Source organism: Pseudomonas urmiensis, from assembly GCF_014268815.2.
Lineage (GTDB): Bacteria > Pseudomonadota > Gammaproteobacteria > Pseudomonadales > Pseudomonadaceae > Aquipseudomonas > Aquipseudomonas urmiensis.
In genome coordinates, this window is sequence record NZ_JABWRE020000002.1 from 158,468 (window position 1) to 170,501 (window position 12,034).

10 protein-coding genes are annotated in these 12,034 nt (G+C 63.6%); 2 read left to right on the forward strand and 8 right to left on the reverse strand.

Annotation, left to right across the window (positions count from 1 at the left end; all coding sequences use genetic code 11):
- The first annotated feature begins 9 nt into the window (after positions 1-9).
- On the forward strand, positions 10-873 hold the full coding sequence (asd, locus tag HU737_RS25885; protein WP_186555616.1) for an archaetidylserine decarboxylase: 864 nt from the start codon (positions 10-12) through the stop codon (positions 871-873).
- A gap of 92 nt (positions 874-965) precedes the next feature.
- On the opposite strand, the gene serB is transcribed toward asd, so the two are convergent.
- Entirely contained in the window at positions 966-2,180 is a 1,215-nt protein-coding gene (serB, locus tag HU737_RS25890; RefSeq protein ID WP_186555617.1) for a phosphoserine phosphatase SerB, read from the reverse strand.
- Between the two features lie 135 nt (positions 2,181-2,315).
- Between serB and HU737_RS25895 the strand changes: the two genes are divergently transcribed.
- Entirely contained in the window at positions 2,316-3,779 is a 1,464-nt protein-coding gene (locus HU737_RS25895; protein WP_186555618.1) for a histidine kinase, read from the forward strand.
- Positions 3,780-3,852: 73 nt separating this feature from the next.
- On the opposite strand, the gene HU737_RS25900 is transcribed toward HU737_RS25895, so the two are convergent.
- The 7 genes from HU737_RS25900 to cpdA all read right to left on the reverse strand — a co-directional run bounded on the left by HU737_RS25900 (position 3,853) and on the right by cpdA (position 12,003).
- On the reverse strand, positions 3,853-4,563 hold the full coding sequence (locus tag HU737_RS25900) for a PqiC family protein (protein ID WP_186555619.1): 711 nt from the start codon (positions 4,561-4,563) through the stop codon (positions 3,853-3,855).
- A gap of 173 nt (positions 4,564-4,736) precedes the next feature.
- Entirely contained in the window at positions 4,737-6,995 is a 2,259-nt protein-coding gene (gene parC / locus HU737_RS25905) for a DNA topoisomerase IV subunit A (RefSeq protein WP_186555620.1), read from the reverse strand.
- A gap of 10 nt (positions 6,996-7,005) precedes the next feature.
- Positions 7,006-7,524, reverse strand: coding sequence for a retropepsin-like aspartic protease family protein (locus tag HU737_RS25910; protein WP_186555621.1), 519 nt, complete (start codon positions 7,522-7,524; stop codon positions 7,006-7,008).
- Complete coding sequence (locus tag HU737_RS25915) at positions 7,521-8,507, reverse strand: esterase-like activity of phytase family protein (protein WP_186555622.1); 987 nt, start codon at positions 8,505-8,507, stop codon at positions 7,521-7,523. Before HU737_RS25915 ends, HU737_RS25910 begins: the two co-directional genes overlap by 4 nt.
- On the reverse strand, positions 8,504-10,408 hold the full coding sequence (gene parE, locus HU737_RS25920; RefSeq protein WP_186555623.1) for a DNA topoisomerase IV subunit B: 1,905 nt from the start codon (positions 10,406-10,408) through the stop codon (positions 8,504-8,506). Before parE ends, HU737_RS25915 begins: the two co-directional genes overlap by 4 nt.
- A gap of 35 nt (positions 10,409-10,443) precedes the next feature.
- The gene (locus HU737_RS25925) at positions 10,444-11,052 is read right to left on the reverse strand and encodes a YqiA/YcfP family alpha/beta fold hydrolase (RefSeq protein WP_186555624.1); all 609 of its coding nucleotides are present in this window, start codon (positions 11,050-11,052) and stop codon (positions 10,444-10,446) included.
- A gap of 150 nt (positions 11,053-11,202) precedes the next feature.
- A complete protein-coding gene (cpdA, locus tag HU737_RS25930; RefSeq protein WP_186555625.1) occupies positions 11,203-12,003 on the reverse strand; it encodes a 3',5'-cyclic-AMP phosphodiesterase in 801 nt (266 codons plus the stop codon).
- Positions 12,004-12,034 lie beyond the last annotated feature (31 nt).

Here is a 12,034-nt window from a genome sequence, read left to right on the forward strand (position 1 = left end):
GGAAATTCAATGAAATCCCGCTTGTTCATCATCAGCCAGTACCTGCTGCCGCACCATTTGCTGTCGCGGCTGGCCGGTTGCATTGCCGAGTGCCGTGCGCGCTGGTTCAAGAATGCCTTCACCGCCTGGTTCGCCAAGCGCTATCAGGTCGACATGTCCGAAGCGCTGGTCGAAGACCTGAGCGCCTACGAGCACTTCAACGCCTTCTTCACCCGCGCCCTCAAGCCCGGTGCCCGCCCGTTGGATGAAACGCCAGGCGCCATCCTGTGTCCGGCAGACGGTGCAGTGAGCCAGCTCGGCCCGATTGAGCATGGCCGCATCTTCCAGGCCAAGGGCCACGGCTACAGCGCGCTGGAGCTGCTGGGCGGTGACCCGGCCCTGGCCGCGCCGTTCATGGGCGGTGAGTTCGCCACCATCTACCTGTCGCCCAAAGACTACCACCGCGTGCACATGCCGCTGGCCGGTACCTTGCGCGAGATGGTCTATGTGCCGGGTCGCCTGTTCTCGGTCAACCAGACCACCGCGGAAAACGTTCCAGAGTTGTTCGCTCGTAATGAGCGTGTGGTCTGCCTGTTCGACACCGAGCGCGGGCCAATGGCCGTTGTGCTGGTAGGGGCGATGATCGTGGCCTCGATCGAAACCGTCTGGGCGGGCCTGGTCACGCCACCGAAGCGTGAGCTGAAGACCTTCCGTTATGACGAAGCCAGCCGGGCACCGATTCATTTGGAGAAAGGTGCTGAATTGGGCCGCTTCAAGCTGGGTTCGACGGCGATCGTGCTGTTCGGGCCAGAGCAGGTGAAGTGGGCCGAGAGCTTGGGTGCTGGGTCGGCAGTGCGCATGGGCCAGCAATTGGCTGTGCCTAGCCAAGCCTGACCGTAGCGCAAAGAAAAGGCCCCGCATGACATCAGTCATGCGGGGCCTTTTTCATTTTTAGGGCCGCAAAGCGGCCCCATTACAGTATCGGATCAGCCGCGAGCGTCGCGATCGCGCAAGCCAAGCAGATACAGCACGCCATCCAAGCCGAGGGTAGAAATCGCCTGTTTGGCCGACTGACGCACCAGCGGCTTGGCGCGGAAGGCAACCCCCAGCCCCGCCAGCGACAGCATCGGCAAATCATTGGCGCCGTCGCCCACGGCAATAGTCTGTGCCAGTTGCAGGCCTTCCTTGCTCGCCAGCTCCTGCAGCAGATCAGCCTTGCGCTGCGCGTCGACGATCGGCTCGATGGCCACGCCAGTCACCTTGCCATCGACCACTTCCAGCTCGTTGGCAAACACATAGTCGATACCCAGGCGCGCCTGCACTTGCTTGGCAAAATAGGTGAAGCCGCCCGACAGAATCGCTGTCTTATAGCCCAGACGCTTGAGCTCGGCGAACAGGTTCTCAGCACCTTCAGTCAGCCGCAGCGAGGCGCCGATCTCATCCAGCACGCCCACGTCGAGGCCCTTGAGCAGCGCCATCCGCTCTTTGAAGCTGGCGCGGAAATCCAACTCGCCGCGCATCGCCCGCTCGGTGATCGCGGCCACTTGCTCGCCGACGCCGGCAGCCTTGGCCAACTCGTCGATCACTTCGGCCTCGATCAGGGTCGAGTCCATGTCGAACACTGCCAGGCGACGGTTGCGACGGAACAGGTCGTCCTTCTGGAAGGCGATATCCACCGCCAGCTCTTGCGACAGGGCGAAGAACTCAGCACGCAGGGCCTGGGCATCGCTCGGCTCACCGCGTACGGAAATTTCCAGGCAAGCCTTGCCCTTCTCTGTTGGCGCATCCAGCACCACCCGGGCGGACAGGCGCTCGATCCGCTCGATGGTCAGGCCATACTGGCTGATCACCGCACTGACCCGCTGCAGTTGCTCGGGGGTGACCTTGCGGCTGAGCAGGGTGACAATCTGCCGGGCCTCGCCCTGGCTGTCGGCCCAATGCTGGTAATCGGCCTCGGAAATCGGCGTGTAACGCGCTTGCAGGTTGAGCTCGTGGGCCTTGGCTTGCACGCTCTGCAGCAGCTGAGTGGCCACTTCGTTGTCAGGAATGTCGACCAGAATGCCGAACGACAAGGTGCCGTGCATGACCGCCAGGCCGATGTCGAGGATGTTCACACCGCCCTGGAGCAGGACGCCGGTGATGGCGGCAGTGAGACCGGGACGGTCCTCACCGGTGATGTTGATCAGGACGATTTCGCGCACAACCTGGCTCCGACTTCGATGAAAAATGCGCATTCTACCGATTTTCCATGACTATCGGGCGCCGCTGATACTTTGCCGACAAATCCCGGCTCGCTATACTGCGCAGCACTTTCTCGCCATAAAGAGCCGCGCTCTGTGAACCGGCCCACGCCAGTTAAACCCGATAACTTCTTCCTGATGATCTTCCGTGCCCTGCGCCAGCGTCGCGTTCCCCTGGCACTGCGTATCGCCAGCACCAACATTTTCCTGGTGGCGCTGGCGCTGGTGATCTATGCCTGCGTGATGGGCCTGCAGTTCAAGCAGGCCATGCACGAGCAGGCCGATGCGCTCGGCCAGAGCCTGACCATCCAGACCGCTACCTCGGCTACCGAGCTGCTGGTGTCCAACGACATCCTCAGCCTCAACGTGCTGCTGGGCAACCTGGTGAAGAACCCACTGGTGGCCCACGCGGCGATCTACAGCGTCGACAACCGCATCCTCGCCGAGGCCGGCCAACGGCCGAAAAACAGCCTGCTGGGTGAGGCCGAAGGCCTCTATCAGACCAAGATCACCTTCCAGGATGTCACTGCCGGGCAACTGCGCATCAGCCTGGACATGAGCCAATTCCAGCAGCCCATGCTGATCAGCCTGCAAAGCATGGGCATTCTGGCGGCAATCCTGCTGGCGCTGGCGCTGACCTTGAGCCTGCGCCTGGGCCGCTTCATCTCCACTCCGCTGTTGCAACTGCGGGTCTGGCTACGTGATCCGCACCCCTATACCCCGGCGATCGATCGCCAGGACGAAATCGGCGATATCGCCCGTCAATTGCATGCCCGCCTTGCCCCTCCTCCTCCACCAGAACCGGAGGAGGAAGAGGAAGACGACGACGAAGCGTTCGACGATTTGCACGATACCCCTGTCGTCGCCAAAGCTGCGCCACGGGCAAAAGTGGCAGCGCATGATGACGACGAAGACGATGAAGCCTTTGCGGGCCTGATCGACATCGAAGAGCCGCGCGCCAAACCTGCGCCGGTCGAGTCTGACGAGCCGCAATACACCGCCGTGCTCGCCGTGCAGCTGGGCTCGCAGGAGCAACTGCGGCGCCTGCCACGCACCCGCCTGACCGAGCTGCTGGAACGCTACACCGACTGCCTGGAACAGGCGGCATCGCTGTATGAGGGCGAAACCCACACCCTCAACGATGGCAGCACCTTGCTGCTGTTCCACAGCCGCGACAGCGGCGAGGACTACCTGACCAACGCTATCTGCTGCGGCGAGCTGCTGCGCGCCCTGGGCCATGCCCTGCAAATTGAAGTGGCGGACAGCGGGATTACCCTGCAGCTGCAATTGGGCCTGGTGTTGGCCGATGACCTGCAAGGCCTGGAGCAGGTCGATTTGCTGATGGCGGAGAAAGCCCAGGACGCCTTGGCGCTGTCGCAGCACAGCCGCAACCTGCTGCTGGTAGAGCGCCAGATCAGTGATGACGCCCTGGTTCGTCAGCGCGCGCGTATCCGCCCGATTGCCAGCCCTGAAGGGGCTTGCTGCGTGGAGCGCCTGATGGAGCCATATCCGTCGATGCTGGAGCGGCAGTTGGCGCGGATGCACGAGCGGCGCGCCTGAGGCCAGCTAAACATCCCAATCGGCCGGCCACAAAAAAGCCCGCATCTCTGCGGGCTTTTTTGTGGCTGGAAGATCAGAACCGATAGACTTCCATATCGGTGCGAATTGGCGAAGCCATTGGAATCTTCGACTTCTCCCGCTCTTTCTTCACTTGAACCGGTGCGGCAGGCTTCCTCGGCGCCTCTTCAGCAATCGCCGGCTGGTTGGCCAACGGCTTGACGGCGCTGCTCAGCTGTTCGGCGAGCTTCTGCAGCAACTGGCCCTGGGCCTGCACCTGGGAAGACTCCGTGCCCTCATGCTGCTGCTCAAGGTGGACGATGCGGTTGTCACGCACGTTGCCGCGGCGATCGAGCAGACGCCACTGGGCATCGAGGATCGCCGGCTGGTTCTTGCCTGAATCAAGCCGGGTAATCGACAGCAATACCTGCACGTCAGGCGCAAAGCCCGTGCTCGCCGGTGCCAGCACGACTCGTTGGCTATCCAGACGCCAGGCCAACTGACGCACCAGCAGCTGGTCGATATCCGACGAAAGGCTGCCCGCCCAACGACCGTCCGTCGCAGAAGTCAGGCTGCCATCAGCTTGACGCTGCAAGAAGGTTTCACGTTGCAGGTAGTCGGCAACCGATACCGGGCCGAGCACCACAGCCATGCCCGCGCTTTGCGAAGGCTGGCCAGGATCACCGCTGTCGAGCTGATACAGGGCAACCGGCTGGTGCATGCTGCACCCGCTCAGGCCCAACAGGCCAGTCATCAACAGCGCAAATGGAAGGCGCAGAACTTTCATCATCCCATCCAAGCGGCCGCCCTCGGCACACCGCAGTGATACACATGTAGATTCTTCTGGGCGCACGGCCACGCCGGCGCCACAGGGGCACTATCATCCGCGAAATAGCCGTCCGACTCCAGTGTTTCCGCCGGTAACAACGCCGAAATTGCCATTTCAGACAATTGGCACGGCTAGCTCGAAGCTTCTACCAGCAACCCGTCGACCCGCTGGAAGCCGCGTGGCAGCTTGCTGCCGCGTCGACCGCGCTCACCTTTATAGTGCTCCAGATCGTCAGGTTTCAGAGACAGGGTACGCTTGCCAGCCTGCAATACAAGGGTCGAGCCCTCGGCGATCACGGCCAGATCGGTAACGTATTCTTCCCGACTGGCCACCCGATCGCCTGGCACACCAATGATCTTGTTGCCCTTGCCCTTGCCCAGTTGCGGTAGGTCGGCGACCTTGAACACCAACAGCCGGCCTTCGGTGGTCACCGCTGCCAGCCAGTCCTGCTCGCGGTTAGCCACCGGACGTGGGGTCATCACCTTGGCGCCATTGGGTAGGCTGAGCAGGCCCTTGCCGGCCTTGTTCTTGGCCTGCAAATCCTCGCCCTTGACCACGAAGCCGTAACCGGCGTCGGAGGCGACCACGTACAGTGCATCATCCTCGGGCAGCAATACGCATTCGAACGTGGCCCCAGGCGGTGGCGTCAGCCGGCCAGTCAGCGGCTCGCCCTGCCCCCGTGCCGATGGCAGGGTATGGGCCGCCACCGAGTAGCTGCGCCCGGTCGAGTCGATGAGCACGGCAAACTGGTTGGAACGCCCAGCGGCAGCGGCCTTGAAGCCATCGCCGGCCTTGTAAGAGAGACCGGTGGCGTCGATATCGTGGCCCTTGGCGCAACGCACCCAGCCTTTTTCCGACAGCACCACAGTGACCGGCTCGGTCGGCATCAGCTCGTTTTCCGAAAGCGCCTTGGCTTCGGCGCGCTCGACAATCGGCGAACGGCGCTCGTCGCCATAGGTTTCGGCGTCCTTGATCAGCTCGCTGCGCACCAGTTTGCGCAGTTTGGCGTCGCTGCCCAGCAGGGCCTGCAACTTGGCTTGCTCCTTGAGCAGTTCGTCCTGCTCGCCACGGATCTTCATCTCTTCCAGACGTGCCAACTGACGCAGGCGAGTCTCGAGGATGTAGTCGGCCTGGATTTCGGTCAGGTCGAAGCGGGCAATCAGCGACTGCTTGGGGTGCTCCTCGGTGCGGATGATGTGGATCACTTCATCGAGGTTGAGGAACGCTGTGAGCAAACCGTCCAACAGGTGCAGACGTTTCTCGACCTTGTCCAAGCGGTGCTGCAGCCGGCGACGCACGGTGCCAATACGGAACTGCAGCCATTCTTGCAGCAGCACACGCAGGTTCTTCAACTGCGGGCGGCCGTCCAGGCCAATGATATTGACGTTGACCCGGTAGCTGCTCTCAAGGTCTGTGGTGGCGAACAGATGCTGCATCAGCTCGTCGGCATCCACCCGATTGGAACGCGGGATGATGACGATACGGCACGGGTTCTCGTGGTCCGACTCGTCACGCAGGTCAGCGACCATCGGCAGCTTCTTGGCCTGCATCTGCGCGGCGATCTGCTCCAGCACCTTGGCCCCGGAGACCTGGTGCGGCAGCGCGGTAACGACGATGTCGCCATCCTCGACGCGGTAGACGGCGCGCATGCGGATCGAACCACGGCCGCTCTCGTAGATCTTGAGAAGATCGGCGCGCGGCGTGATGATCTCGGCTTCAGTCGGATAGTCCGGACCCTGGATGTGCTCGCACAGCTGCTCGACAGTGGCCTTGGGCTCATCGAGCAAACGTACGCAGGCGCTGGCCACTTCGCGCAGGTTGTGCGGCGGCACGTCGGTGGCCATGCCCACGGCGATGCCGGTGGTGCCGTTGAGCAGAATGTTCGGCAGGCGCGCAGGCAGCACGGACGGCTCCTGCAAGGTGCCGTCGAAGTTCGGCACCCAATCGACGGTGCCTTGGCCTACTTCACTGAGCAGTACTTCGGAATAACGTGACAGCCGTGCCTCGGTGTAACGCATTGCTGCGAACGACTTCGGATCGTCCGGCGCACCCCAGTTGCCCTGGCCATCGACCAGGGTATAGCGGTAGCTGAACGGCTGGGCCATCAGCACCATGGCTTCATAGCAGGCCGAGTCGCCGTGTGGGTGGAACTTACCGAGCACGTCACCGACGGTACGCGCCGATTTCTTGTGCTTGGAATCGGCATCCAGCCCCAACTCGCTCATGGCATAGACGATGCGCCGCTGGACCGGCTTGAGGCCGTCGCCGATGTGCGGCAGGGCGCGGTCCATGATCACGTACATGGAGTAGTTGAGGTAGGCCTGTTCGGTGAAGTCAGCCAGGGAGCGGCGTTCGACGCCGTCGAGACTGAGTTCCAGTGAGTCGCTCATGCGGGCCTCGTCATTTCAGGTTCTGGCGCAACAGCATGCTGCCGCCGCGCTGGGTAAATTCAAGTTGTTTGAGGGCGCTCATGCCCAGCAGCACGGTCTCGCCGTCCAGGCCTGGGACCACCAGGGCGCGCACGCCCTGCAGGCGGATATCGCCCAGTTGCAGGCTGTCCAGCCGGGTCCGATAGCCTTCGGTGCGGCCGTTGGCGGTACTGAGGATCACTGGCGCGCCGCGCTGTAGTTGCAAGTCCTTGGCCAACGACTCGGGAATCGCCACATCGGTGGCGCCGGTATCGAGCATGAACCGCACACCCTTGCCGTTGATCGCGCCATCGGCGACGAAATGGCCCTGGCCGTTGCTCAACAGCCGTACTTCGATAAAACCTTCGCCGTGCTCGGACTGCGGCTGGGCATTGGGGTTTTGCTGGTGGTCTTCCCACTGGCCGAAAAAGCGCGTTGCCAGGAACATGGCCGCCGCCCAGGCGACCACCATCAGCACCTTGCCTGCGCGCTTGCCGGCCGGCTGGCTCATGGCTTGGCGCTCCAGCCGCCTTCAGGCGCCGCGAAGCGCCAGACGATCGGGCGAGTTTCACCATCGGCGCGGTCGCCGTTGTTGTTGTCCAAGCCGATCCAGGCGCCCTTGGCATCGATCACCAGGGCTTCGGCGAGACCGAACGGTTGATCGTAGCGGCGCGAATCTTCCAGCGCCTCGACCGCGAACGACCAACAACGCTCGACCTTGCCCGTATCGGCATCCCGGCGACAGACGCGGAAGGCGTTACGCTCCAGGGTAAACAGCTTGCCGTCGTACCAGGCGAGATCGGCGAAGTCACGTGACAGCGCCCGGGGATTGGGCATCTGCGGCGGCTGCATTTCAACCCCGGCCTCGCTGAGCAGCACGCAACTGCGCCCGCAGGTCCACACCGACTGCTGGCGTTGGATCGCCACCAGACCACGCCGCTCGCGCTCGGCAGCCAGCCACAGTCGGTCGCCCGCCGGATTGATCGCCAGGCCCTCGAACAGCGCATTGAAGTGCAGCAGCATGCCGCTGGCCCGCGCCTGGCGGACCATGGCCGGGTCGATCTTCAACCAGTCAGGTTCGCCCTCGACCGGCACTTGCAGCACCGCCGCGTGGGCTTCGCTGACCAGATAGAAGTTGCCCGCCTGATCGCAGGTGATGCCCTCGTAATCGAGCTCGCCGCCACGAATGTAGGAAACCGCCCAGTTGCGCGATTTCAAGCCCCAGGGCAAGCCACTTTCCGGCACTGGCGGCGGCGTGAAGGTCAGCGCCTGGGCACGCCAGACGCCGTTGTGCCGGTCCATGCGATAAATGCGGTCGTCGTCGCGATCCGAGACGCCCCACAGCGCGCCGCGGCACCAGGCCAGGCCAGACAAGTTGCCGCCGCGCATGCCGTCGATCGGATGCTCGGCAGTCAATTTCAGCTCTGGCCAGTTGCCCGCGAAGCTTGGAAGCGCAACCAGCGCCAGCACCGCTGTCAGGAGCAGACGGATCAAACCATGACCTCAGCCAGGTTACCTTTGGTTTCCAGCCAGCTCTTGCGATCACCTGCACGTTTTTTCGCCAGTAGCTTGTCCATCAGCTCGCACGTGGCTTCGACGTCATCCAGGGTCAACTGGACCAGGCGGCGGGTGTTCGGGTCCATGGTGGTCTCGCGCAGCTGCGGCGGGTTCATCTCACCCAGGCCTTTGAAGCGGGTGACCTGTGGCTTGCCGCGCTTCTTCTCGGCCACCAGGCGGTCGAGGATGCCGTCACGCTCAGGTTCGTCGAGGGCGTAGTAGATCTCTTTGCCCAGGTCGATGCGGTACAGCGGCGGCATCGCGACGTAGACATGCCCGGCCTCGACCAGCGGGCGGAAGTGCTGGACGAACAGCGCGCACAGCAGGGTCGCGATGTGCAGGCCGTCGGAGTCGGCGTCGGCAAGAATGCAGATCTTGCCGTAGCGCAGCTGGGTCAGGTCGGTGGCACCTGGATCGACGCCAATGGCCACGGCAATGTTATGCACTTCCTGGCTGGCCAGGACTTCACCGCCATCGACTTCCCAGGTGTTGAGGATCTTGCCGCGCAGCGGCAGGATCGCCTGGAACTCTTTATCCCGCGCCTGCTTGGCCGAGCCACCGGCCGAGTCACCCTCGACCAGGAACAGTTCGGAGCGCATCGGGTCTTGCCCGGCGCAGTCGGCCAGCTTGCCGGGCAGGGCCGGGCCTTGAGTGATGCGCTTGCGCTCGACCTTCTTGCTCGCCTTGAGGCGCCGGCCGGCGTTGCTGATGGCCAGTTCGGCCAATTGCATGCCCAGCTCTGGGTGGGCATTGAGCCACAGGCTGAAGGCGTCCTTGACCACGCCGGAGACGAACGCAGCCGCCTCGCGCGAGGACAGGCGTTCTTTGGTCTGGCCGGAGAACTGCGCCTCCTGCATCTTCATCGACAGCACGAAGCTGATGCGTTCCCAGACATCTTCTGGAGCCAGCTTGACCCCACGCGGCAGCAGGTTGCGAAATTCGCAGAACTCACGCATGGCATCGAGCAGGCCTTGGCGCAGGCCGTTGACGTGAGTACCGCCCTGGGCAGTGGGGATCAGGTTGACGTAGCTTTCCTGAACGCTGTCGCCGCCTTCTGGCAGCCACAGCAAGGCCCAGTCGACGGCTTCCTTGTTGCCGGCCAGGCTGCCGCAGAACGGCTCGTCGGGCAGGCGCTGGAACTCGCTGACCGAATCGACCAGGTAGGAGCGCAGGCCGTCTTCATAGTGCCATTCGACTTTCTCGCCGCTGGCCTTGTCCTCGAAGCTGATCGACAGGCCCGGGCAAAGCACGGCCTTGGCCTTGAGCACATGCTTGAGGCGGCTGATGGAGAACTTCGGCGAGTCGAAGTACTTGGGGTCAGGGCTGAAATAGACGCTGGTGCCGGTGTTACGTTTGCCGACGCTGCCAACCACTTGCAGTTCCGTGGCCTTGAAGCCATCGGCGAAGGTCATCTGGTACTCGTTGCCGTCGCGCTTGACCCGCACGCGGACCTCGGTCGACAAGGCGTTGACCACCGAAATACCGACACCGTGCAGGCCGCCGGAGAACTGGTAGTTCTTGTTGGAGAACTTACCGCCGGCGTGCAGTTTGGTGAGAATCAATTCGACGCCAGAGACGCCCTCTTCGGGGTGAATGTCCACCGGCATGCCGCGACCGTCGTCGCTGACTTCCAGCGAGTGGTCGGCGTGCAGGATCACCTGGATCGAGCGGGCGTGCCCGGCCAGGGCTTCGTCGACACTGTTGTCGATGACTTCCTGGGCCAAGTGGTTCGGCCGGCTGGTGTCGGTGTACATGCCCGGCCGCTTGCGAACCGGGTCGAGGCCGGAGAGGACTTCGATGGCGTCTGCGTTATAGGCGCTAGCGCTGGGATTGGCCATGGGTTCTCGTCGTCAGTCTGGTGAATGCGAAAAAATCAAAATACAGAAAAATCGAGCGCCGCGTACTGCCCGCGAGCAATACCGGCGAAGGCCAGCAAGGCCGGCAGGCGCTGGCTGAAGCCCTGGAAGCTGTGATCGCCGCCGGCTTCGATACGCAAGGCGCAGGCCCGGTAATAACGCTCGGCCTGGCGATAGTCCAGGGTTTCATCGGCCGTCTGCAACCACACTTGATAGCGCTCGGCGTCAGTTGGCGCCGGCACTTCCAGCTCGGCCAGCGCCTGCACGTGGTCCAGGGTCAGTTCCCAGGCCTCATCGGTGTACAGGTTGCGCTGGGTGCCCAGGTAGCCGTCGAACAGCCGGTGCGGGGCGACCGCCGGGTTGATCAGCAGGGCCTTGAGGCCATGCTGCTCGGCCAGATGGGTGGCATAGTAGCCGCCGAGCGAACTGCCGACCAGCAAGGGCGCGCCGAGCTCGGCGATAGCGGCTTGCAGTTGAGCGATCGCCTGGCGCGGGTGATGGTGCAGCGCGGGCACTCGCAGTTGCTCGGCCAGGCCCAGCTGCTGCATCACTGCCTCAAGCTGGCGCGCCTTGGTCGACAGCGGCGAGCTGTTGAAACCGTGGATATAAAGGATAGAACCCGACATGCTGCCCCCGTGGCGATTGCGATGCACCCGTCAGTGTGGGAGCAGGACGCGCAGTGTAGCGCGTTCGCCGGGCGTTGGCGCAGCATCGGGATTTTCGCAACAAATTCTTCAAATGGGGCGCCACCCGCTCCTACAAATGTGCGGCGGTGTTCAGTAGCCAGGGCTGTCGAAATCCAGGGTCACGACGAAATCCCGCGCCCGCTCCACGCCCGTCTCCAGCCGCCCGTCGGCGTGCAGGCGCAACCAGCGATACCCCGGCTGCTCTTCGCTGACCTTGAAGTCCTCGCTACCCGGCGCGAACTGGATGCAGGTGGACGGCGTGGCCAGCAGGCGCAAGCCGTCGCGCTGCTCATCCCATTGCTGATGGATATGCCCCCAGAGCAAGGCCTTCACTCGAGGCTGGCGCAGGCGGGCGAACAACTCATCGGCGTTGCGCAGGCCGATCGGTGCGATCCAGGCGCAGCCGATGTCCACCGGCTGGTGGTGGCAGCACACCAGGCAATGCCGATCGCCCGCGCCCGCCAATGCGGCATCGAGCGCTGCCAGTTGCGCAGGCTCGAGCAAGCCATGGGTGGCCCCGGCCACCGCCGAGTCGAGCATGACGATGCGCCAGGCGCCGATGTCGGTCACCGCCCGCACCAGAGCCGGCGCCACTTCGGCCATTACCCGCGCCTCGTCGTGGTTACCCGGCAACCAGCGGGTCGGCACGTCGAGCACCGCGGTCAGTTCGCGGAACGCCTCATAGGACGCCACGCTGCCATCCTGGGACAGGTCGCCCGTACACAGCAGCAGGTCGATACGCGGCTGCTCCCGGCGCACCTGGGCGATCACATGACTCAGGCTGTCGCGCGTATTGAGGCCCAGCAAGGTGCCCGCCGGGTCAGCGAACAGGTGAGCGTCGGTCAGTTGCACCACATGGATGGGCGCGGGGGGATGGTTGGGCTGCGGCAACGGGCCGTCTCCTCGAGCGGATTCAGCGCGA

Excerpts from the sequence above, each read along its gene's own strand:
- asd (WP_186555616.1), top strand. The coding sequence starts at position 10 with ATGAAATCCCGCTTGTTCATCATCAGCCAGTACCTGCTGCCGCACCAT.
- HU737_RS25900 (WP_186555619.1), bottom strand. The coding sequence starts at position 4,563 with ATGAAAGTTCTGCGCCTTCCATTTGCGCTGTTGATGACTGGCCTGTTG.
- parC (WP_186555620.1), bottom strand. The coding sequence starts at position 6,995 with ATGAGCGACTCACTGGAACTCAGTCTCGACGGCGTCGAACGCCGCTCC.
- HU737_RS25910 (WP_186555621.1), bottom strand. The coding sequence starts at position 7,524 with ATGAGCCAGCCGGCCGGCAAGCGCGCAGGCAAGGTGCTGATGGTGGTC.
- parE (WP_186555623.1), bottom strand. The coding sequence starts at position 10,408 with ATGGCCAATCCCAGCGCTAGCGCCTATAACGCAGACGCCATCGAAGTC.
- HU737_RS25925 (WP_186555624.1), bottom strand. The coding sequence starts at position 11,052 with ATGTCGGGTTCTATCCTTTATATCCACGGTTTCAACAGCTCGCCGCTG.